15 protein-coding genes are annotated in these 22,847 nt (G+C 49.5%); 12 read left to right on the forward strand and 3 right to left on the reverse strand.

The features are described from left to right. The first annotated feature begins 3 nt into the window (after window positions 1–3). The 6 genes from BACCOPRO_RS02570 to BACCOPRO_RS02595 all read left to right on the forward strand — a co-directional run bounded on the left by BACCOPRO_RS02570 (window position 4) and on the right by BACCOPRO_RS02595 (window position 10,647). The gene (locus tag BACCOPRO_RS02570; RefSeq protein WP_008140632.1) at window positions 4–1,254 is read left to right on the forward strand and encodes an efflux RND transporter periplasmic adaptor subunit; all 1,251 of its coding nucleotides are present in this window, start codon (window positions 4–6) and stop codon (window positions 1,252–1,254) included. A 25-nt stretch (window positions 1,255–1,279) separates the two neighbouring features. Beyond that, on the forward strand, window positions 1,280–3,655 hold the full coding sequence (locus tag BACCOPRO_RS02575) for an ABC transporter permease (RefSeq protein WP_008140633.1): 2,376 nt from the start codon (window positions 1,280–1,282) through the stop codon (window positions 3,653–3,655). Window positions 3,656–3,681: 26 nt separating this feature from the next. Next, window positions 3,682–6,087 (forward strand): ABC transporter permease, encoded by a 2,406-nt coding sequence (locus BACCOPRO_RS02580; protein WP_008140635.1) that lies wholly within the window; start codon window positions 3,682–3,684, stop codon window positions 6,085–6,087. A 322-nt stretch (window positions 6,088–6,409) separates the two neighbouring features. Further along, window positions 6,410–8,722, forward strand: a complete 2,313-nt coding sequence (locus tag BACCOPRO_RS02585; protein ID WP_008140638.1) for an ABC transporter permease — start codon at window positions 6,410–6,412, stop codon at window positions 8,720–8,722. Between the two features lie 112 nt (window positions 8,723–8,834). Next, complete coding sequence (locus BACCOPRO_RS02590; protein WP_022277441.1) at window positions 8,835–9,509, forward strand: ABC transporter ATP-binding protein; 675 nt, start codon at window positions 8,835–8,837, stop codon at window positions 9,507–9,509. A 181-nt stretch (window positions 9,510–9,690) separates the two neighbouring features. Continuing rightward, the gene (locus BACCOPRO_RS02595; protein ID WP_008140644.1) at window positions 9,691–10,647 is read left to right on the forward strand and encodes a tetratricopeptide repeat protein; all 957 of its coding nucleotides are present in this window, start codon (window positions 9,691–9,693) and stop codon (window positions 10,645–10,647) included. Window positions 10,648–10,682: 35 nt separating this feature from the next. Here BACCOPRO_RS02595 and BACCOPRO_RS02600 read toward each other — a convergent pair whose 3' ends face one another. Further along, entirely contained in the window at window positions 10,683–11,078 is a 396-nt protein-coding gene (locus tag BACCOPRO_RS02600) for a DUF2721 domain-containing protein (protein WP_008140646.1), read from the reverse strand. 88 nt (window positions 11,079–11,166) lie between these two features. Between BACCOPRO_RS02600 and tilS the strand changes: the two genes are divergently transcribed. The 6 genes from tilS to BACCOPRO_RS02630 all read left to right on the forward strand — a co-directional run bounded on the left by tilS (window position 11,167) and on the right by BACCOPRO_RS02630 (window position 20,060). Next, window positions 11,167–12,480 carry a tRNA lysidine(34) synthetase TilS gene (gene tilS, locus BACCOPRO_RS02605; RefSeq protein ID WP_008140648.1) on the forward strand — a complete coding sequence of 438 codons (1,314 nt, stop codon included), beginning with the start codon at window positions 11,167–11,169 and terminating at the stop codon, window positions 12,478–12,480. Between the two features lie 147 nt (window positions 12,481–12,627). After that, window positions 12,628–12,804 carry a BF3379 family histone-like protein gene (locus BACCOPRO_RS02610; RefSeq protein WP_008140650.1) on the forward strand — a complete coding sequence of 59 codons (177 nt, stop codon included), beginning with the start codon at window positions 12,628–12,630 and terminating at the stop codon, window positions 12,802–12,804. Window positions 12,805–12,914: 110 nt separating this feature from the next. Continuing rightward, window positions 12,915–17,372, forward strand: coding sequence for a DUF5112 domain-containing protein (locus tag BACCOPRO_RS02615; RefSeq protein WP_155819042.1), 4,458 nt, complete (start codon window positions 12,915–12,917; stop codon window positions 17,370–17,372). A gap of 132 nt (window positions 17,373–17,504) precedes the next feature. Next, window positions 17,505–18,227, forward strand: a complete 723-nt coding sequence (locus BACCOPRO_RS02620) for a DUF5932 domain-containing protein (RefSeq protein WP_008140653.1) — start codon at window positions 17,505–17,507, stop codon at window positions 18,225–18,227. After that, window positions 18,217–18,915 carry an AbgT family transporter gene (locus BACCOPRO_RS02625; protein ID WP_008140656.1) on the forward strand — a complete coding sequence of 233 codons (699 nt, stop codon included), beginning with the start codon at window positions 18,217–18,219 and terminating at the stop codon, window positions 18,913–18,915. The genes BACCOPRO_RS02620 and BACCOPRO_RS02625 overlap by 11 nt, the downstream gene beginning before the upstream one ends. Before the next feature lie 44 nt (window positions 18,916–18,959). Then, window positions 18,960–20,060 (forward strand): TlpA disulfide reductase family protein, encoded by a 1,101-nt coding sequence (locus tag BACCOPRO_RS02630; protein ID WP_040311113.1) that lies wholly within the window; start codon window positions 18,960–18,962, stop codon window positions 20,058–20,060. A gap of 106 nt (window positions 20,061–20,166) precedes the next feature. Here the strand turns inward: BACCOPRO_RS02630 and BACCOPRO_RS02635 are convergent, their stop codons facing one another. Next, window positions 20,167–21,771, reverse strand: coding sequence for an MFS transporter (locus BACCOPRO_RS02635; RefSeq protein WP_008140661.1), 1,605 nt, complete (start codon window positions 21,769–21,771; stop codon window positions 20,167–20,169). Then, window positions 21,768–22,838 (reverse strand): HlyD family secretion protein, encoded by a 1,071-nt coding sequence (locus BACCOPRO_RS02640; RefSeq protein ID WP_008140663.1) that lies wholly within the window; start codon window positions 22,836–22,838, stop codon window positions 21,768–21,770. The genes BACCOPRO_RS02635 and BACCOPRO_RS02640 overlap by 4 nt, the downstream gene beginning before the upstream one ends. Window positions 22,839–22,847: the final 9 nt, after the last annotated feature.

Genomic DNA, 22,847 nt, shown 5'->3' on the forward strand with positions numbered 1-22,847 from the left:
ACTATGGATATTAAACTGGAAAAGAAAGCATGGTACATCCGTTACCGTTATTACCTGGCCGGAGGCGGACTGGCAGTAGCAGGTCTGGTGTATGTCATTGTGCTGGCGCTCTCTCCGCACCGGCTGCGGATTGATGCCGAAAATGTACGTATGGAAGAGGTGAAACACACCGATTTCCTGGAATATGTAGATGTGGAAGGAGTGGTACAGCCCATACTGACCTTGCTGGTCAATACGCGGGAGGCAGGAAATGTAGAGCGTATTGTAGCCGAAGAAGGCAGTCTGATGAAACAGGGCGATACGATTCTGATCCTGTCGAATGCCCACCTGATGCACGATATCGAGGATCAGCGGGACGAATGGGAAAAGCAGCGCATCTCTTATCAGGAGAAAGCTCTGGAGATGGAGCAGAAGACTTTAACTCTCCGTCAGCAGTCTCTTCAGGCGGCTTATGATCTGAACAAGCTGAAGAAAAATTTTGAACTGGAGAAAGAAGAATATGCCATGGGTATCCGGAGTAAGGCCCAGCTGGAGGTGTCGGAAGATGAATTCCGTTACAAGACCGAGTCAACCCGCCTGCAGATGGAAAGTCTGCGAAGCGATTCAGCCATGACCGTAATCCGGAAAGAACTGCTTCGCAACGACCGGGAAAGGGAATACAAGAAACTGGAACGTTCGTTGAAGCGGATGGAAGATCTGGTGGTTCGTGCTCCGCTCGACGGTCAGCTGAGTTTCGTCAAGGTGACTCCCGGCCAGCAGGTTGCTGAAGGAGAAAATATTGCGGAAGTAAAGGTGCTGGATCAGTTCAAGATCCACACGTCGCTGAGTGAATACTATATTGACCGGGTGACGACCGGACTTCCCGCCACCATTATCTGGCAAGACAAGAAATATCCGCTGAAAGTGAGCAAGGTGGTTCCTGAAGTCAAGGACCGCACCTTTGAGGTTGATCTGGTATTTACCGGAGAGATGCCCGACAATGTCCGGCTGGGGAAAAGCTTCCGGGTACAGATCGAGCTGGGACAACCTGAACAGGCCGTCGTTATTCCCAGGGGAAATTTTTATCAGCAGACCGGCGGACAATGGATTTACAAGCTGAACAAAGACAAGACACGCGCCGTGAAAGTACCGGTTGTCATCGGCCGTCAGAATCCCTTGCAATATGAAATTACCGAAGGTTTACAGCCCGGAGATTGGGTTATTACGACAGGATATGATACCTTTGGCGACGCAGAAGAACTGGAAGTGAAATAAACGATAAAAATAAATTGAGAAACTCATGAAAACATTTCAATATGCAATGCGCTTTTTACTGCGCGCACGTTCTTACACCTTGATTAATCTGCTGGGACTGGCATTCAGCCTGGCCTGCTGTATTGTGCTGCTCCGTTACATTCACCGCGAATATACGGTTGATGTGCATTGTGTGGATCGGAACGAAGTCTATGCAGTCCGGGTAGATATGGAGGGCAATTCATACTGGGGAGCTTATTCAGTCTATCAGGACAGTATCCTGATTGCTCCGGAGCTGATTGATGTAACTTGTCGCTTCACTCCGCTGGACAATGATTATCTGATCAGCGACGGTCACCGTTACTCTTGTGCGGCATTGGCTACGGACAGTACCTTTTTCCGCCTGTTTTCTTTCCGTACGGTGCAGGGAGAGCAAGACCTGAACGATCCTTCATCGGTTATACTGACCGAGGGTTATGCACACAGACTGTTCGGCAAAGAGAATCCCATTGGCAAAACCATCCGTTATTCCAATGGAAAGGATTTTGTGGTCAAGGGAGTGATTGCCAAGCCCGAGAACAAGGCCTGGCTGAATTTTGATCTTCTCTTGCCTGACACTCCTTCTAATCACTGGGAGCGGATGCCGCTTGAACTTTATCGTTTCGTAGCAGGGGCAGACATGGACCAGATTAACCGCATTGGAAGTTATCCTCGCCGGGTCAATCCGCACTGGCCGGATGATACGCGTATGTACACCTTCAGTCTGGTTCCCCTGAAAGAATGCTATTGGTCTGGACTGAAAACAACGGAGGAGGGGCATATTTATGTCTGGGGCGACCGGGCGCAGCTTCGTATCTTTATCAGTCTCTGTGTACTTCTGTTGCTGACAGGCATTCTGAACTTTATCAATCTTTATTTGATCTTTATGCTCAAGCGTACCCATGAGTACGGCATACGCAGGGTGTTCGGTGCAGGAAAATTCCGGATGTTTTCCCATATTTTTGTGGAGAACCTGCTGCTGTCGGCTTTTGCCGTCCTGCTTGCCTGGGGACTGATTGAACTTACCCGGATACCGGTGGAACACTTCTTTGGGTTCAGTTTTCCCTATACGGCATTCGACTGGCAGCTTTCTCTGGCCCTGCTGTTTCTTTTGCCTTTGGTGGCTTCTCTTTATCCTTATTTCCGTTTTACCCGTATCCAGCCTTCTGTCAGCATACGTTCTGTCAGTACAGGCAACCGTTCGGTACGTGCACGTATGTTTCTGCTGTTCCTGCAATATACAGTAACCTTTCTGCTGGTTGTCATAGCCATCTATTTCAACCGCCAGCTTGATCTGATGCTGCACACGGATCCCGGATACCGGACGGAGAATATTCTGGTGGCCAGTCTTGTACACGAGTCAAAGGATTATTCTTCCTATCCTGATAAGGAAAGTATCGAGGTCCGCAGGAACCGGGTCCGTCAGATTGATGCCATGGTGGGAGAATGTCCGGATATTGACTGCTGGATGGTGGATTATTCCTGCCTGGCTCCGAGTGACTATGGAACCAATTTCATCGGAAAGGACGGTCGCAAGGCTTTTCTGCATATATGGTATGCCAGTCCTGTTTTCTTCCGGCTTTATGATCTTCATGTTGTGGAGGGAAGTCTTCCTTCGCTGACTGGAGATGAGGGAAATGAGGATTATTACGTTGTCAACCGGGCCGGCCTGAAGGCTCTTGGATATGATTCCTGCCAGGGGGCTTATGTCATAGCAGAATCTGACCAGCAAAGAGGCAGCAATCCGAAGCTGCATCCCATTGTGGCAGTCATTGATGATTACTACGACGGACATATCAGTACCGGCGTACGTCCGATGATATTTCAGGTCATGAAACGCTCTTCAGGTGATATCTACAGCATCTCTTTCCGTCCGGGACGTCTGCCGGCAGTGCTGGATTACCTGAAGAAAGTGGAGCGTGAAGCATATGGTATGGAAGAATTTGAGTATATACTTTTTTCCGACAAGGTAAAACAGATGTATGCAGCCGACCGCCAGCTGGCTGTTCTTTACAGTGCATTTGCTTTCATGGCCATTGTGGTTTCCTGCCTGGGACTGTTCGGTATCTCGTTGTTCGACATTCGCCAGCGTTATCGTGAAATAGCGATCCGTAAGGTACATGGAGCACGTCTGTCGGATCTTTACCGTCTGTTGCTCCGGAAATATCTGCTGATTCTGGGCGGAGCATTTCTGATATCCATTCCTTTGTCAGGATATGTTATCCATCTGTACACCCTCGATATGGTGGTCAAGGCTTCACTGAATGCCGGTATTTTCCTGCTGGCTTTGCTTGTGGTCGGCCTGATTTCCATCGGAACCTTGCTCTGGCAAGTCCGTAAGGCAACCCGCATCAGTCCGGCAAATGTAATGAGAAGTGAATAGAATGAAAACTAGAAAAAAGAAGTATTATGATCAGACACTATTTGAAGGTTGCCATGCGCAATCTGTGGAAATATAAGACACAACATTTGATTTCTTTAGCAGGAGTGGGAGTAGCCTTGCTGTGTTTCAGCATTTGCCTTTACCTGGTCCGCTATGTCTACGATCTCGATCATTGTTTTGAGAATTATGACCGGATTGCTGAGCTGAGCCTTTATGAGGAAAATGACAAGGGGGTGTCAATGTCTACACCTGTCACTCTTGCCGAGGAACTGCGTCTGAAGAAGCAGGACGGGATTGAAGCCTTCTGTGTGGTTGACCATCCCTATAGGGATCGGCCTTTCAATGTGGAGGTGAAAGACGGTAAACAGCTGCCTTACACTTTCAATGTGGCAGAGACGGATTCATCCTTTTTTCAGGTGCTGGCTCCCCAGGTTTTGTGCGGTTCGGCTGCCGTTGCCAAGGTGACACCAAACTCACTGGTCGTGACTGAAAGCATGGCACGACGGGTATATGGTGATATCCGTCAGGCAATCGGAAAGCAGCTGGTGATGACCCGCCGGCTGTCCACTTCGCCCGATTCCACTCCCCGTACCGGCGGCATAGTCTATACCGTACAGGCGGTCATTGCGGATATTCCGATGAACAACAGCATTTCTTTTCTGAGCCGTCTGGATATGTTTAGCTTGAACGATTCAGAAGGAATCATACAGAGCGATGCCCGTTATTCGGTCATCGGTTCGCAAACGTTTGCCCTGCTTCGGGAAGGAGTAACGCCGCAAGACCTGAATGAACAATTCCGCAGGAGCAAGGTGACTCACCATTATTTTGACAGGGACTACAATGTGGCCGTTTATCCGATGGGAGCCAGACTTCTGGAGAAAGGTGCTCTTCCGGTAATAGCTCTGGTGACAGGCATAGCCGGAATGCTGATTCTGTTGGTGGCTTTGCTTAATTTCTATCATCTGATGGTCGGATCTTTCCTGACCCGTGTCCGTGAGTTCTGTATCCGGCAGATGACAGGAGCTACTGCTTCCGGACTTTTTCTTCAGTTGTTTGTACAATCGGCTTTGCTGATATTGCTGGCAGGACTGTTGACTTGCATCTGTATTGAAGTCATGGATCCCTGGCTTCAAATGGAAGTGACAGACATATCCTTACAGATTGATTCCATTGAGCTGATGAAACAGACCTTTGAATATCTGGCAGGTCTGCTGGCTGTTTCTGCTCTGCTCTGCCTGTTTGTTGTGTGGAAGGTACGCCGTATTTCTGTACATGCCGGAGTGGTCAGCGGTGTGCGTCGGAGTGGAAAAAGGCGGTTGCGGAATATGTTGCTGGGCATACAGCTGTTTATCTGCTGGGTATTCATTTCGCTGGCAGCCGCTCTTTACCTGCAATCGGATATGACAGGACGCACTTTGTTCAACACACTGACCATCCGGGAAAAAGAACAGATTCTGAGTGTTCCGATGGATTTCTCCTTTATGAATGCGGCCCAGAAGAAAGATCTGATCCATCAGTTTGAAGTTCTTCCGGGAGTAATGGAGGTACTTCCTTCGGATGTCAACTATCTGAAAGGCATGTCGAGTACGGGTATGTTTACGGAGAAAGGCAACAGGGACAGTTATGTAGCTGTAAATGTCATGCGCATTACGTCGGGTTTCTTCCACTTCATGCACATTCCGATGTTGTCGGGACAATCAGTCCGCGAGCCTGCAGATCTGGTGGCAGATGAAGCATTGTCCAAACGGATCGGAAAGGAAGTTCTGGGAAAACCACTTTATAATTTTGATGAAACGCCCTATCTGGTCAAGGGAGTCTGTCAGACTTTTGTAACCAATGTATACCGCGAGAGCGAAGGATTTATTTTTATGCTGACCGATTTTGATGATTATTGCGGACATTGTTATGTGAAGTGTAAGGACGGACAGGCTGAAGCCGTACGTGAGGGAATCCGGACGATCCTGAAGAAGAATCTGCCGGAAAGTGTGGAAGTCCGGATCGGGACCTTTATGGATGACATAAGTGAATCGCAGGTACTGGAATTCAAGTTGCGTGGGGTTATTCTGTTCTTCTCGGTGGTTGCTCTGGTTATTTCACTGCTGGGAGTCTATTCGGCTGTGACCATTGATACGGAATCTCGCCGGAAGGAAATGGCTATCCGTAAGATCAACGGAGCCGGTGTACGGCAGATCGTAATGCTCTTCGCGCGTTTCTATATCATTCTGCTGGCTTTGACAGCTGTACTGGGATTTGCGCTGGTGGAATTCCTGTTGCGTGCACTCAGCGGCATGTATACGGTTTTCTTCCATCACGGGGCAGGGTTCTATCTTTGTATTTTCCTGCTGGTTTCCCTGTTTGTCGCCATCACGGTAGCCTTCCGCATCTGGCAGGTTTCACGGGTCAATCCGGCTGAAGAGATTAAACGGGAGTGACGGAGCGGGCAGACGATCCGGGCTCAATGAGCAGACGAATCGCGTGTTTCATCAGTACGAAACTTGAGTTCCACCAGGTCGAAACAACAGTTCCACCAGGGCGAAATAAAAGTTCCACTAAGATGAAATAAAAGTTCCACCTAGTCGAAACAAAAGTTTCATCTGGTCGAAACAACAGTTTTGTCAGGACGATACAGGCAAAACCTTTGCAGAAAGTCTCCGGATCGTTTGTAGAAGTAAGCTCCTTCATGCATTCTGTTGAAAGAAACGGAAGAAATATGAAAGAAACAAATTATATAAGAACGAATCAAATTATGTTAAGATGATATTACACTATTTGAAAGTAGCTCTGCGCAATCTGAGAAAAAACAAGACACAACATTTGATTTCAGCTTTGTGTCTGGCCATCGGGATTCTGACTTTCTCGTTCATGCTGTGTTTTGTGTATACAGTGGGTGAGGAAGAAGAATATATCGGAGGTGAACGGGCTATGAGGCTGATGATCAGTAAAAAGGATTTTGCCGGTGATGTTCCCTGCGTGGAGGAAGATTTCCGGGCACTGAAAAGTCAGACGTCCGGTATGCTGGAAGGTTGGGCCGTTTTCTCTTATGAGGCTGAAATGGAGGTGGAAGTGGTGGAAAAGGACGGGCGCGAAACGCCGTACAAGGTAACTTATAAAGTTGCGACTCCTGCTACTTTCCCTTTCTGGAAACTGCCTCTGCTTTACGGTTCCCGTCTGCCGGAACGGGAAGATGAAATCATTGTTTCCACTTCCTTTGCCCGCCGGATGGCCGGCAGTGAGAATCCTGTCGGACGGATTGTCCGGCTGGCTTCGCTGACTCCGGCAAATGGTATTACGGATTATCGCATCGTGAATGTGGTGGCAGAGAAAGAGAAAGGCGGTTCTCCGAGAACGGAATGCTGGTTCCCTCTGGAGATGAAGCCGAAGACCTGGCTGCAGATGTATGCCCTGAGTAAAGAGGGAGTTTCTTCAGAGTCGTTGGAGAAATATCTGGCAGGAGTCAGCTGGGTACGTGGAGATGGAACGATGATCGTAGAAGCCAGTTCGCTCAAGGAAATGGCAGAAAACCGGAATACGGATCTGGTTCAGTTTTTCCTGCTCTTCATTTCTTCGCTGATTCTGGTATCGGGACTGATCAATTTCCTGAAATTTACTTTCCAGCAGTTTTATGTCCGTCAGCGGGAACTGGCGCTGCGTAAATGTGTCGGTTCTGGTTCAAAAGGCCTTTTTCTGTTGTTGTTTTTTGAAGTATTTATCATGCTGACCATAGCCTGGTTTCTTTCCTTGCTGATGGGAGAGGTGGTAATGCCGCTGGCCCGTACCTGGCTTCCTGCAGAACACATTTTCTGGTTGTCTGCTTCGGCGGTCTATCGTCTGCACATCCTTGTTTATCTCGGAACTTTGTTGCTTTGTATTCCTCTGTTGCTGATTCCGGTGTGGCGGGTCCGTAAGGTCAGTCTGATCCGTCTGATTCCTGTCACCGGCGGAAAACATGTTTTCCGTTCCCTGATGATCGGCATTCAGCTTGTAGTGTGCATCTTTTTCCTGGGAGCTATGATGGTGGTTCATTTGTCTTATGCCGAACTCTTCGGAAAGACGTATGCCCCTCTGAGTCCTGCTGAAGAAGAACGGTGTCTTTCCCTTTCGGTGAATTCGGAACGTATGCGCCAGAACTGGGATGAGATTCGTTCCGGACTGACCGCCCTGCCGGGTATTGAACGTCTGGTTACACTGGGTGATGAAACTTTGGACAGAAATCAGTTCTCTTATCTGTATACATCTTATGAAAAGGCAGACCATTCAAAGGTGAGTGTTACCGTAGCTCAGGGAGATCCGGCTTATTTTGATTTCTTCCGTATTCCGATGAACGGGAAGCCGATGGAGGCCGACACTGAAGGATATGTTTATATCTGTCAATCCTTTTCAGATCTGTTGCAGACTGAACAGACGGATGGAACAGTGGTACTTGACGGGAGAAGCTATCGGATTGCAGGAGTATATCCGGATCTCTACAAACAGGTAATTCTGGATGGACAGGCCAACCTTTCCGTGTTTTTCCCTTCCTCGCAGGCAGCTTCCTGCCTGTTGAAGATTGCACCCGGAAACGATGTTGATCAGGTGACGGAACAAGTCATTGCGTTGTGTCGCCGGTATGTTCCGGAGACATTACCGCTGGAGATTCACAGGCTGACGGATGTCCGGCAGACACAAGCTGCTACAATCGGGATGATGAAATCTTCCATGGGAGTGTTGGCGCTCATCTGTGTTCTGCTGGTTGTCCTGAGTGTATATTCTTCGGTTACAATGGATGCGGAAGCACGAAGAAAAGAAGTTGCCATACGCAAGATTAACGGAGCTTCTCCCCGGGATATCGGTATATTATTTGCACGCGGTTATGTCGTGATCTTTCTGGTTGCTTTCGTTGTGACTTATCCGGTGCTGAGGCTTGCTATGATTCAGACATTGAGTGATTCCGGTCTGCAGTCCGTTTACGGTTGGGGATGGGGAGTGTGTCTGTTTTTTGTAATCGCCTGCCTGATCGGAATGACTGCCTGCTGGCAGATCCTCCGGATTATGTGGTTGAATCCGGTAGAAGAAATCAAGAGAGAGTGAAGCCGGATGGATATGGGACAGCGCAGGTACAAAAGAAATTTGTGAGTGAGATAATCCTTCAGAAGGATTGGAAAAAAGATTATTATTGGTTTTTAGATATTCAATTAAGATGATGATTAAGACAGTAAATTTACAGAAGGTATTCCGCACGGATGAGGTGGAAACCTGGGCATTGAACAATGTGAACATTGAAATTCAGGAAGGTGAGTTTGTGGCTATTATGGGACCGTCCGGTTGCGGCAAGTCTACTTTGCTCAACATTCTAGGTCTGCTGGACAATCCGACAGGAGGAGAATACCGCCTGAACGGGGAGGATGTTTCAACGTATACCGAAGCGCAGCGTACGGCTTTGCGCAAGGGAGTAATCGGATTTGTATTCCAGAGTTTCAATCTGATTGACGAACTGAATGTGTATGAAAACATTGAGTTGCCGTTGTTGTATATGGGTGTTTCGGCCTCTGAGCGCAAACGCAGGGTAGAAGATGCCATGAACCGGATGGCCATTGCACACCGGGTGAAACATTTCCCCCAGCAGTTGTCGGGCGGACAACAGCAGCGTGTGGCAATAGCCCGTGCCGTAGTGACTAATCCCAAGCTGATTCTGGCCGATGAGCCTACGGGTAATCTGGATTCCAAGAACGGTAAGGAAGTGATGGATCTGCTGACCGAACTCAACAAGGAAGGAACCACCATCGTGATGGTAACCCACTCTCAGCATGATGCCGGCTATGCCGATCGCGTCATAAATCTGTTCGACGGTCAGGTCGTGACGGATGTGACCCTATAAGCTCAATGGCCGTGAAAGTCTGTCAGCAAGGTTCCCGGATTCCCGGTCTGACCTTGTTGACAGACTTTTTGCCGGGAGTAAACAAGATAACAGTTTCATTTTGTTTTTATCAATCGAATGAGTACCTTTGAATCGTCTTTGAAAAACAGGCTCTATCAATGTAATCTAATCATTTAAGCATATGAAAAAACAACGGATTCTGCTCGTCGGGATTATTTCTGTAGGGGTTATAGCCCTGCTTATTCTTTTCGGATGGCTTTTCCGGAAACCTTTGTACCGGCTCAGTCTGGGAGATATTGATGCACGTTATCGTTCGGCCATGCTGGCTTATCAGGAGCACCGTTATGCGGATGCCCGCAAGGAACTTGCCCCGCTGGCCCGCCTGGATACGGCAAAATGTGCCCAGTTCCTGCTGGGAGACCTGCTGTACCGGGGTGAAGGAGGACCGGCAGATCTTCCGGAAGCCTTGAATCTTTTTCTGATGGCTGCCCGTCAGGAGCACGTCGATGCGCAGGCCAATGCCGGTTTTATGTATACGTATGGACTGGGTACCCGTCAGGATTTCGGAGAAGCCATGGACTGGCTTTACCGGGCAGCTCTCCGGGGAAATCCGAAAGCTCAGCTGGGAATGGGGAATCTTTATAAGAACGGCTGGGGACCTGTACGCAATGAACAGGCTGCTCTCAACTGGTATCGCCGGGCCGCGGCTCACGGCAATTCGGATGCCATGAACAACATCGGATACATGTACCGGAACGGACTGGGGGTACCTCGTAATTATGAAGAAGCCCTGTTCTGGTTTCAGAAGGCGGCTAATCTGGGAAATTCTTCCGCACAGTATAACATCGGTAATCTGTATTGCTGGGGCAAGGGGGTAGATAAAGACATTGTTCAGGGAGCCCGATGGATGCTTAAATCGGCTCTTCAGGAAAATGCTCCTGCCCAATATAACCTTGCGAGAATGTACCAGTGGGGAAAAGGAGTGGAAAAGAATCAGGAAGAAGCAATGAAGTGGTATCGCCGGGCTGCGGCTCAGGGACACGAAAAAGCCATGCTGGCATTGGCCAGACTGGAGAAGAATGAAACCGTCGAAGAGCGGGATTCCACATTTATGCCCGATGAAGGCTGGCCGGAATGAGTTTCCGGCCTCGGGCCGTCTTTGGAAGGCGGCCTTTATTTGTTTTCCATATCTTTCAGATGGATCTCAAGTGCCTTGACGGAAATATGGATTTCCCAGATGGATATTCCCAAGGAAGCGATGAGCAGCAGGAGAGCCAGTCCGAAGATATATGCTGAGAGGTCGTGCAGACCGATGTAGATCAGAAACATGGCGACAACGCAGAAAAACAGACTTGAGATACCCAGTACCTGCATGCTGCGTGTCAGATAAAGGCGTTTGCGCAGGTTGTCAATCTGAGCCGCTGTGATCTCAGAATGATTTTGAAGATATTGTTCTTTCAGGGTACGCACCAGCTGGGCATATGAAAGAAACCGGTTGGTATAGGCCAGCAGGATCAGAGATACGGCTGAGAAAAGCAGGGTAGGCGTCGTAAGATTCAGTTCGTCCATTATTCATCAGTTTAGAATTTGCAGACAAAGATACACAGATTCGTCCGTACCTTTCGTATTATTCCGGGAAAAAGTATAAGTTTGCATCATGTTTAGACAAGAAGTTTTCCGATGGATTGAAGAACGGCACTTATTGCTTTCGGGCGAGAGAGTGCTGGTGGCACTGAGCGGGGGAGCTGACTCGGTGGCTTTGTTGTGTGTGTTGCAGGAGCTGGGGTATAGGCTGGAGGCTGCCCATTGCAATTTTCATTTGCGGGGAGAAGAGTCCGACCGTGACGAACGGTTTGTCCGTCAATTATGCGAGAGAAGGCAGATACCTCTTCATGTGATTCATTTCTCTACCGGAGCATATGCTGCTTCCCGGAAGATTTCCATCGAAATGGCAGCTCGGGAACTCCGTTACCGCTGGTTTGAAGAGTTGCGGGATCAGGGCGGTTTCCGTGTGGTAGCCGTAGCACATCATCGGGATGACAGTGTGGAAACGCTGTTGCTGAACTTGACCCGCGGCACGGGAATCAACGGGCTTCGGGGAATCAGACCGGTCAATGGAACGGTTGTCCGGCCTTTGCTGGGGGTAAGTCGGGAAGCCATTCTGACTTATCTGGATCGGCTGGGACAGCCTTATGTAACGGACAGTACCAATCTGGAAGATGCTTATGCACGCAATAAAATCCGTCTGAATGTGCTTCCGGCTTTGCGTGAAATCAACCCTTCGGTTGCTGAATCGATCGCCGAAACGGCTTCCCGTCTGGATGATGTGGCAGAGATTTACCGGCATGCCATGCAGGAAGCCTGTTGTCGGGTTTGTCCGGACGGAAAACGGATCTCCATTCCGGCTCTGCTGAAGGAAGTGGCGCCCCAGGCGGTTTTGTTCGAGCTGTTGCACGGGAAAGGATTCAATGCATCCCAGATCAGGGATATCCTGCGTAGCCTTTCCGGTGAATCCGGACGTTTGTTTCAGGGGGCAGGATGGACTTTGTTGCGCGACCGTAAATATCTGTTTCTCCGGTCAGATGCGGAGAAAAGTATCTTGTCTGTCCTTCAGGAACGGATCGTTCCGGTAGAAGATCTTCCCGTGTTGCCGCGCGAGAAGGAAGTGGCGTGTCTGGATGCCGACCGGATTACGTGGCCGCTGGAACTGAGAGTGTGGAGTTCCGGAGACCGTTTCATTCCGTTGGGCATGCAGAATTATAAGAAAGTGCGCGACTATCTGCGTGACCGGAAAATGTCTCTTTTTGAGAAAGAAAAGCAACAGGTGGTGGTTTCAGGCGGGGAGATTGTCTGGCTGGTCAATGAACGCATCGACCAGCGTTTCCGGGTAACCGGGCAAACGCGCCGGGTGCTGTTGCTTCAGGTTCGTGAGGAACGCTCTGAAGAAACATCTAACGATTTGATTCCTTAAATTTTAGTACGGATGTATAATCTCTTAGGATTCAGTCGGGAAAAACTGCCTTTTTGTGTTAAAAGATATTAAGAAGAACAGCCGTTTGTATCAGATTAGCGGATTTGTATTACATTTGGGCATGTTTAATATATTAACATCTGAATTATGAACGAATTAATTGCTAAAATTAAAGAACTGAGCAATAGCTTGCTGGAAGATGCAGCTTTGCAGGCAGAAAAAGGAAACAAGGCAGCTGGAACACGTGCACGTAAGGCTTCTTTGGAACTGGAAAAAGTGTTGAAAGAATTTAGAAAAGTTTCTTTGGAAGAATCAAAAAAATAAGACTTTGTCCAACGCTTTAAAGTGAGGACTGCATCGTTTCCGGTATCATACCGGTTGTGATGCAGTCTTTATTATATGTATATGCCGGCATTGTTTTTCTGAATATGGGAATGAACAGAAAGGTTTTCTTCGGATATGTAAGCGGAGTAGTCCTCGGAATAGGACTGCTTCTGTCCTCGTGCGGCAAAGCCGGCGGCCGTGAGAATCATTCGGCAGAGGCCGATTCACTGAACACGCTTTCCTATGAACTAAGGTATAAAGATCTGACCGCTTCTGCCCGGGCGGCAGGAAAAGCCTATTCCTTTGCCGAAGGACATCCCGCCCAACGTGCAGAAGCCTTGAACAATATGGCTTTCTGTGCCTTTATGCGGATGGACTTTGAACAGGCTTCGCGATTATATCGCAGGGCGGAAGTGGCAAGCGAGAATGAAGTGGAGGCTTTGATTGCTGATGTGGGCATGATGAGAGTCTGCCAGCGTACTTCCCTGAACAAGGAATTTTATGATTATCGCAACAATGCTCTGCGAAGGATCAGGCGGATCCGGGAATACGATGAGGCACTGGCGGATGAGCGGCTGAACCGCCGGTTCAATTATGCACTTTCGGAATTTTATATCGTTTCAGGAGTGTATTATTATTACCTCCAGCAGGATGAGGCGGCACTTCGTTCCATTCAGGCCATTTCGGAAGAATCGTTGAAGGCTGATACCTCCCAATGGTTGTATTATGTGTATATGCGCGGTTCAGGGGGAATGTATGAGGCACCGACTCCCGATGAAGTGACTTTGGGTGAATTTGAATGTCTGGTACAGTGCTTGCAGGTCAGCCGGATGAAAGACTATATTTATTTCGAGGCAAATTCGCTTCAGGCCATGGCTGAATTGCTTTGCATGAGGAGGAACCGTACTTTATTGGAGGCCAAAAGTCCCGGTCTGTTGAGGCTGGTCAATGAGGATGACCTGCCTGTGGACAGCCTTCCGTTGCGCTATGCGGAGGAGGCTTTGCGCCTTTTCAAGCAATATGGTGACTGGTATCAGATTTCGGGAGCGTACCGGACGCTGGCCACCTGCTATAACTTTGCCGGAATGCCGGACAAGGCTTTGCCGATGCTGGCGGAAGCTCTGGAGTTCGTCAACCGGCATCATGAAAAATATTATCATTGTGCCGATACGACGGACCGTCTGCACACCTATGTGCCTTTTTCTTCGGAATGCATCGAACTGAAATGGATCAATGATGAAGGTATCAAGACGGTACCGGAATGGATTGCCCGGCTGAGGGAGCAGTTAAGCCGGACGTATGCGGCCATGGACCGCAAACCGGAATCGGACTATAACCGGAACATTTATCTGGACATATTGGATTATGCGCGTCAGGACAAGGAACTGGAGAGCCGGTATGCCGTTCTGGAACGTGAATCGAAGCAATTGAATGTACTTCTGGCCCTGGTGGTTGCCGGTTTGTTGCTCCTCGTTGTCTGTTTTATTTTCCTGAACCGCCGGTGGCGTAAACGGAATACGGCTTATCTGTCTGAATTGCGTATGGTACTGGATCTTTGTCACCGGATTACCGGTGGTGTTCCGGTGAAGGCACAGGGAATCGGAGAAGTGACGGAGGTGCTCCGGCAGATACTGAAAGAGGGACTGTCCGGCATCTTTCCTGTGGATGAGGTTTCCATTCTGTTGAATCAGAAGGAAGAAGACGAGGATGAGGAAATGTTCAAAGAAGAGTCTTCCGGAGATGTGACGGAAGCTTCCGGAGAAAACAAGATCATGCTGGATTTTGATCTGGTTCCGCTCGGAAAGAATGAGTCGGTCGGCAAGCTCTTGCTGGTACTTCCCCAGAAGCTCCGTAAGGAAGAGCAGGCACTGGTCCGTCTGCTTTTGCCTTATCTCGGCTGGACACTGGAAAACGGACTGAATCTGGTTTCGCTGGAAGACGAGCGCAGGCGGTTGGACAAGGAACGGTATATTCACGAGCAGCATCTGGTGGAGAACAAGCGGAGAAATGAACTCAAGAAGGCCTGTCTGTCGATCGTGACGGGGATCTTGCCGTACATTGACCGGGTATCCAATGAGGTGCATAAGTTGCAATCGGCTTCCTATACCCGTGAGGAAGAAGTGAAGCGGGGAAAATTCCGTTACATTGACGAACTGATTGTCCGTATCAATGAATATAATGAGATTCTTGCCCGCTGGATCAAGATGCGTCAGGGAGCTCTGAGTCTGAATATAGAGAATTTTGCCTTGAATGAGCTGTTCCTCATGATCAGCAAAGGCCGCCGTACGTTTGAAATGAAACGTCAGGAACTGATCGTGCACGAAACCGGTGCCGTGGTGAAGGCGGATAAGGCACTGACGCTCTTCATGGTCAATACCTTGACCGAAAATGCCCGTAAATATACGCAGGAAGGAGGGCGCATTGAGGTGTCGGCAACGGAAACGGACACGTATGTGGAGATCTCCGTGACGGATAACGGTCCGGGACTTTCGAAGGAAGATGTCAGTCTGATTCAGGATGAAAAAGTCTACGATTCCGGACAGATCGGTCTGGCTACGGCCGCTGATGCCGGAGAACTCAAGAAACAGAAAGGACACGGCTTCGGCCTGATGAATTGCCGGGGAATCATTGAGAAATACCGGAAGACGAGTCCGGTGTTCGAAGTCTGTCTTTTCCGGGTGGAAAGTTCTCCTGGCAAGGGAAGCCGCTTTTATTTCCGGTTACCCCGGGGTGTCAGAAGAATGCTGGGAATGTGTTTGCTGGTTCTCATGCCTTTCCTGGGAGGAGGATGTATGCATTCCGCTCCGGTGGATGAAAGACAAGCTGTTCCGGACAGTATTGCCGGATATGACAGCCTGTTGCGGGTAGCCAATGACTATGCGAATATGGTTTATGAATGCAATGTCCGGGGAGCCTATTGGGAGGCACTTTCTCTGGCGGACAGTGCCTTGCATTATATGAATCTTCATTATCGGACCTATTCCGGAAAGAAGGTTCCTCTGCTCCGTCTCTATACTTCCGAGGGAGGAGATGAACGCGACTGGCTGGCCGGACGTTTCGATACGGACTACTTTATTTTGCTGGACGTGCGCAATGAAGCGGCCGTAGCATCCCTGGCCGTCAAGGATTTCCATTGTTACCGGTATAACAATACGATTTATACGGCTCTGTACAAGCAGCTCACCAAGGATACTTCTCTCGAGCAATATTGTATTCAGATGCAGCAATCGGCCGGTAACAAATGGATTGCACTGACCTTGTTCATCCTGCTGGTGGCAGGATGCGGAGTGGTTTACTATGTGCTTTATTTCCGGAGACGTTTGCATTACCGCTACAAGATGGAACAGGTCTTTACGGTGAACGAGGCAATATTTGCCCGGTCGGTCATTCACTCCGAGGCGTTGGATGAGATTCCCCAGCGGCTGGTGGATGGAGTCTTCAACGAAATCTGTGAACTGGTTCCCGTGGAGGGGCTGGCTCTGGCGGTATATGATGAGGAATCGCATATCCTGAACTATGCCTTCTACCGGGGCGAGGGCGATGAGGTGGTCCGGGAACGTATGGCACGCTGTTTTGAAAAGCAGGTGCAGATGTGGAACGACGTGACGGGATGGACCTTGCTTCCTTTGTGGGTAGAGATTGGCGGAGAACGGCATTGCATGGGTGTGCTGGCTCTGAAAATGATCCGTTGCGATAACCGGGAAGAAGATCCGTTGCTGGTGGAACTGGTAGCCGGATATCTGGCGGTGGCCTTGCATACGACGGTGGTACAGGTCGGCCGGAAGTATCATGATATAGAACTGGCTCAGGATGAATCCAACCGGGTTGCGTATGAAGAGAATATGCTTCATGTGCAGAATATGGTGCTGGATAATTGCCTTTCTACCATCAAGCATGAGACAATTTATTATCCAAACCGCATCCAGCAGATTGTGAACCGCCTGAACACAGATAAGGGTATCACTGAAGCGGAAGAAAGAAAACAGATTACCACCGTGGCAGAACTGGTGGATTATTATAAGGATATATTTACCCTGTTAAGTTCATGTGCTTCCCGGCAACTGGAAGAAATCACTTTCCGGCGTTCAGAAGTACCGGTGGAACGTCTGGCCGGTTTTACGCGGAAGTATGTGGAAAAGGCCGTACGCAAGCTGGCCTTCAGGGTGGAACTGGAAGCAGAAGCTGAGCCGGTGTCGGTGACGGGTGATGAAATCCTGCTTCGTTTCCTGCTGGAAAATCTCGTGGATGAGTCGCTCCGGTATGCTCAGGAGGGAAAGCTGGAACTGAAGATCCGGAAAGAAGGCGAGTTTGTACGTTTCGACTTTATAGACCGTCGGCGCAATTTCACTCAGGAAGTGCTGAACGGTTTGTTCTATCCCGATCTGGCACGCATGTGTCCGTCGGCTTCGTCTGAGGTATTGGCCGGCACGGAATATCTGGTATGCAAGCAAATTATCCGCGATCACGATGAGTTTGCCGGGCGGAGAGGATGCCGTATCAATGCCATGCCGGCTGAAGGCGGAGGCTTTTCGGTCTGGTTCACCTTGCCCCTGAAACGTACGGAATAGGAAGGTGGAAAAGGATGAAGAGTGAAAGAACTTAAAACCGGGACTGAAAGAAGATAAAAATGGAGAAGGGGAGAATGTATCTTCGGATTATCCGTTAACTTTGCGGAAGTAAGGAAAAACTTAAAGATAAAAATGGAAAAGTTTAAAGTTATTATTGTGGAAGATGTGAAGCTGGAACTGAAAGGAACAGAAGAAATCTTCCGTCACGAAATACCCAATGCCGAGGTGATCGGTACGGCCATGACCGAGGCTGAATTCTGGGAGCTGCTTCAGCAACAGACTCCTGATCTGGTTCTCTTGGATCTGGGACTGGGCGGATCGACCACCATCGGAGTGGACATCTGTGCCCGCCTGCACCGTGAGCGTCCGGAACTGAAAGTGCTGATCTTTACCGGCGAAGTGCTTAACGAAAAGTTGTGGGTAGATGCACTGGAGGCCGGAGCCGACGGTATCATCCTGAAGACCGGGGAATTGCTGACTGCTACGGATGTACAGGCGGTGATGGACGGCAAGAAGCTTGTCTTCAATTATCCGATTCTGGAGAAGATTGTGGAACGTTTCAAACAAAGTGTGCTGGCCGGTCAGCGCAGACAGGAGACAATTATCAATTATGATATAGACGAATACGACGAACGTCTTCTGCGCCATCTGGCTCTGGGATATACGAAAGAAATGATTACCGGACTGAAGGGGATGCCTTTCGGAGTCAAGTCCATCGAAAAGAGACAGAACGATCTGGTCAGCCGTCTGTTCCGTCCGGAAGAGCGGACGGGAGTGAATGCCTGCCGGCTGGTAACCCGTGCATTCCAGTTGCGCATCCTGGATATTGATAATCTGGAACCCGATGAAGAGTAGCATCCGTTTCTTTCATCCGGCATCGGTATTCTTTCTGCTTACGGTGGGAGTTGCTTTCCTCTCGTGGGTAGGAAGCATTTACGGTTGGGAAGACGTGCAGAACTTTCTGAGCGCGGAGGGGCTTCGCTGGGCACTTCGTTATACGGACGACAATTATCTTTGTGCGCCGATGCTGGCCAGTCTGCTGATCCTTTTTCTGGGACTGGGGTTGTGCATCCATTCCCGTTTCCCGGAAGCCTGCCTCCGTTTGTTGGGGAAAGGCATCCACCTGTCGCGCAAGGAACGCCGTGCGCTGGGGATGACGGCCGTTTCGCTCGGAGTATATGTCCTGCTTCTTGCTTTCCTGGCCTGGGGACCGTGGACACTGGTGAGGAGCATTACAGGCGATTTGTCCGGTTCTCCTCTTTCGGAAGGAATCTGGTGTGTGACAGCTTTCGGTCTGGTGCTGGCCGGACTGGTTTACGGATCTGCTACGGATTTTTATCGGAACGACCGGGATATCGTCCGCGGCATGTCGTGGTGTTTTGCCTATTTTGCTCCGGGATTTGTTACCTTATTCTTTGTTGTTCAGTTTTTTGCCGTGCTGGATTATACCGGACTGGCCGCATTTGCCGGCATTTCCGAGACGTGGCTTTACTGGACCTACACATTTTGTTGCCTGCTGGCGTTTAGCGTACGGAGAAAATGATTATCTTTGCCCGGAAAAATTATTTACCTTATATAAAAACTGATATGAAGAAAAGTATTTTATGGGTGGCTGCCGGTATGATGACACTGGCTGCCTGCCAGAAACAGGCTGGTTATACCATTCAGGGAACCGTTGAAGGAGTTGCCGATGGTGACACCGTTTATTTGCAGAACTTTGAAAACAACAACCTGGTGAAGATTGATTCTGCTATCGTAAAGAACGGTACCTTTGAATTCAAAGGTCAGGCCGACTCAATCGTCAAGAGCAGCTATGTAACTTACATGAAGAACGACAAGCGCATGCTGACCCTGTTGTTTGTTGAAAACGGAAACATCAAAGTTGCTTTGAATGAAAAGGACAGCCAGGTTTCAGGTACCCCTTGCAATGATACCTATCAGAACTTCATGACCTCTTACAAGGCTATCGGAGAAGAGCTGAAAGCTATCTACACCAAGGCTCAGCAGGATTCTACACTGACCGCCGAACAACGTGATTCACTCATGACTCTTCTGGACGAAAAGCAGGAACAGGGAATGGACAAAGTCTATCAGACAATCTCTGACTGTATCGAAACTCCGGTAGGTGTACATCTGCTCGTATCTTTCGCATCTTCATTTGACATCGAAAAGGTAGAACCGCTTCTGAACAAGATCCCTGCCGCTTATGCCAACGATGAAGGTGTGGTAGCTCTGAAGGAACATGCCGCTACGGTAGCCAAGACCGCGGTAGGCAAGAAGTTCATTGATTTTGAAATGAATACTCCGGAAGGAAAGAGCGTGAAATTGTCTGACTTTATCTCCAAGAACAAATATACACTGATCGACTTCTGGGCAAGCTGGTGCGGTCCCTGCCGTCAGGAAATGCCGAATGTTGTTGCCGCTTACAATGAATTCAAGGCTAAAGGATTCGGTATCGTAGGTGTATCTCTGGACAACAACCTGGAAAGCTGGAAAAAGGCTATCAAGGATCTGAACATTACCTGGGCTCAGATGTCTGACCTGAAGGGATGGCAATGTGAAGGTGCTGCCCTGTATGGCGTACGTGCGATTCCGGCTACCGTACTGGTTGATCAGGAAGGTACTATCGTTGCCCGCAACCTGCGTGGTGATGAATTGAAAGCCAAATTGGCTGAATTGATGAAATAAACCTTTGTTAAATTAAATTCGGCACACAGGCGGGGCGGGCTTCCGTGAGGAAAGATGTTCCCAAATGCCTGTGTGCATTTTTTATGTCCGTATGTTCCGGAGCGGATCAGATCATATCTTCGCCGGTTCTGATGACCGGAACACGTACGGTCTTGTGGAACGGAATGAAGCGTGACACAACCGCAATGACCAGTGTTACGGCAAAAAGCCATCCCAGGATATCTTTCAAAGCCAGAAGCGTACCCTGTTGCTGGAGAATGGTGTAAAGTGTATTGTTGGCCAGCTGGGTGGCTTCATCTATGCCATGTCCTTGGGCCAGGCTGCTTCCCAGAGTCGATTGCCAGCGTGTTGCGGCCAGCGGGTCCGTAGCGGTCAGGGTTTCCGAGAGCTCCACCATGTATTTCTGCTGGAGGCGGTAGAGCGTGTTGCTATAAAAGGCCGAAGCGATGACGGGTGTAAGTACCGATCGGAAAGTGATCAGGAAAAAAGCATTGGAAAGCAGATACTTGGGATGAAGGTCTTCCACGGCAAAAAGAGCGAAAGCAATGATCAGAACCATCATGCCCACTCCGCGCAGGAACATGGGAAGATAGAGCATTTCGTAGGTACTGTCCGGAGAGATCCCGAAATAAAGCATGCCGAAGAACAGGGCAAAACATCCCATACCGCCGGCAATGAGAAAACGGAAACGCCAGCGTTGCCACCGGAACCACCAGAAGCAGATGAAAGCTCCGGCCAGATAACCGGGAAGGAGCCAGATATAGAGTGTGTAGCTATGCGTATTGTCTACACGCAGGATGGTGGTCAGATAGCTGGTGAGCAGGCTGGTAGAGGTACTGAAGAACATAACCATCATCATGTAGAAATAACCCAGAATGGCTTTCCACTGGAAGAGTGGCTTCAGGCTTACGAAAGGATGGGTTGAGTGGAACTGCTCCCAGAGAAATATTGCCACGAGCAGAGGAGCGATGACAATATAGGTACAGATGCGTCGGGAAGCCATCCAGTCGAGAGTTTTGCCGTAGGTGATGACGTAGATAAGCATCAGAACACCGGTGGCGATGATGAGCATCTCGCGCGGATGAAGTTCTTTCCAGGGGATGGGACGTGAAGGACGGTCATGACGGAAGAAGAGAATGACCGCCAGGATAGCCACGAGCAGGAGCAGCATCATGAAGTAATACATGTATTTCCAGTCGTAATGATAGGCCAACAGAGCAGTAATGACCATGGAGAGTTGTCCGCCTCCGAATACCAGCGGATAAAAATAAGCATAGAATTCACTTCGCACATCCTTGGGGCTGAAGATAAACTTGATGCGCCGGATGACCCACAACATCAGGAAACCTTTCAGAAATCCGATGACAAAGCTGGCGGCAATGAGCAGGTCGATATTGGCCTGACGGGCACAGAACCAGCTCAGGAAAAACTGGAGGACCAGATCGGCCAGCAGGAGTGATTTGCCGGACAAGGCTCCCAGAATCTTGGGAACAATCGGATAAGATACGGCCATGCCTGCCGATGCCGCATAATAGCCTATGGTAATGTCTTCGGTATAGACTCCCAGGGTGTTCGATACCTCTACCATGCTACCGGTGTAAGTTCCGTTCAGCATGGCGATGGGAAGCATGATGAGGAAGACCGTAGCGACGGCTATCCGGTCGGGAACCCACGTACGGACAGGTATTTCAAGTTCACGGGCTGTTTTCATTTCTTTCTCAGAGCTTCGGTTTCGACCATCATGCCTGCCCGCAGGAGGCTCATGTATTTTTCGTCGGCTTCATCCAGATCGATGCGCACGGGGATGCGTTGTTGCACTTTCACGAAGTTGCCGGCCGAGTTGTCCGTGGGAACCAGCGAGTACTTGGAGCCTGTTGCTTCGGAGATAGCGGTGACATGTCCGTGCAGAACCTTTCCGGGAAGTCCGTCTACTTTGATGCGCACAGGCTGTCCGATGTAAATATTCGCTATCTGGGTTTCACGATAATTGGCGGTAATCCATTTACCCGACTGACGTACGATGTACGACAGGGTTTGTCCGGCGCTGACATATTGTCCCGGTTCCAGGGTACGCCGTCCCATATAGCCACTGTACGGAGCGGTGACAACGGTGTATGAAAGATTCAGGTTGGCAAGGTCAAGTGCAGCTTCGGCACGCAGGATCCCGGCTTCCACTCCGACCTGCTTCTTGCTGGTTTCGTCATACTGGGAGTGGGCAGCTTCCTTCTGGCGCAGAAGAGCATCATAGTGGGCACGTGCCGCTTCATAACTGGCCTTGGCCTGGTCATATTGTTGTTCGGGGACAGACTCTTCCTTTAGCAGACGTTCATAGCGCCGGTAGTCCTGTTCGGTCTGCCAGAGTCTGGCTTTGGCTTCGGCCAGGTTGGCATCCTGTTCGGCGATGCGGGTATGAGAAGTCCGTATGCCGGAAGTCAGCACGTCGCGCGATCCCTGTGCGTCGAGGAGGGAAGCTTCCGCTTCTTTCTGGCGGATCAGGTATTCCCGGTTGTCGAGGACGACGAGTGTGTCACCCTCGTGTACGAACTGATGTTCGCGGAATCTCACTTCCTGAATGTATCCGGCCACCCGTACGTTGACCGGTGCGATGTACTGGTCGACGAAAGCATCGTTGGTGATTTCGTAATTGATGTAACGCCAGAAATAGTTGGCCGTCCAGACCAGTCCTGATCCGGCGATAAGCAGGCAGACAATGTTCAGGATGATGTTGCGTCGTTTTTGTCTCTTCAGACGCTTGTATTTCAAATGGAGTACTGACATGGCGGTTTC

The organism is Phocaeicola coprophilus DSM 18228 = JCM 13818 (assembly GCF_000157915.1).
Taxonomy (GTDB): Bacteria; Bacteroidota; Bacteroidia; order Bacteroidales; family Bacteroidaceae; genus Phocaeicola; species Phocaeicola coprophilus.

Coding starts and splice junctions, on each gene's coding strand:
- BACCOPRO_RS02590 (WP_022277441.1), top strand. CDS start 8,835: ATGATTAAGACAGTAAATTTACAGAAGGTATTCCGCACGGATGAGGTG.
- BACCOPRO_RS02595 (WP_008140644.1), top strand. CDS start 9,691: ATGAAAAAACAACGGATTCTGCTCGTCGGGATTATTTCTGTAGGGGTT.
- BACCOPRO_RS02620 (WP_008140653.1), top strand. CDS start 17,505: ATGGAAAAGTTTAAAGTTATTATTGTGGAAGATGTGAAGCTGGAACTG.
- BACCOPRO_RS02600 (WP_008140646.1), bottom strand. CDS start 11,078: ATGGACGAACTGAATCTTACGACGCCTACCCTGCTTTTCTCAGCCGTA.
- BACCOPRO_RS02630 (WP_040311113.1), top strand. CDS start 18,960: ATGAAGAAAAGTATTTTATGGGTGGCTGCCGGTATGATGACACTGGCT.
- BACCOPRO_RS02640 (WP_008140663.1), bottom strand. CDS start 22,838: ATGTCAGTACTCCATTTGAAATACAAGCGTCTGAAGAGACAAAAACGA.
- BACCOPRO_RS02570 (WP_008140632.1), top strand. CDS start 4: ATGGATATTAAACTGGAAAAGAAAGCATGGTACATCCGTTACCGTTAT.
- BACCOPRO_RS02585 (WP_008140638.1), top strand. CDS start 6,410: ATGATATTACACTATTTGAAAGTAGCTCTGCGCAATCTGAGAAAAAAC.
- BACCOPRO_RS02610 (WP_008140650.1), top strand. CDS start 12,628: ATGAACGAATTAATTGCTAAAATTAAAGAACTGAGCAATAGCTTGCTG.
- BACCOPRO_RS02625 (WP_008140656.1), top strand. CDS start 18,217: ATGAAGAGTAGCATCCGTTTCTTTCATCCGGCATCGGTATTCTTTCTG.
- BACCOPRO_RS02615 (WP_155819042.1), top strand. CDS start 12,915: ATGAACAGAAAGGTTTTCTTCGGATATGTAAGCGGAGTAGTCCTCGGA.
- BACCOPRO_RS02575 (WP_008140633.1), top strand. CDS start 1,280: ATGAAAACATTTCAATATGCAATGCGCTTTTTACTGCGCGCACGTTCT.
- BACCOPRO_RS02635 (WP_008140661.1), bottom strand. CDS start 21,771: ATGAAAACAGCCCGTGAACTTGAAATACCTGTCCGTACGTGGGTTCCC.
- BACCOPRO_RS02580 (WP_008140635.1), top strand. CDS start 3,682: ATGATCAGACACTATTTGAAGGTTGCCATGCGCAATCTGTGGAAATAT.
- tilS (WP_008140648.1), top strand. CDS start 11,167: ATGTTTAGACAAGAAGTTTTCCGATGGATTGAAGAACGGCACTTATTG.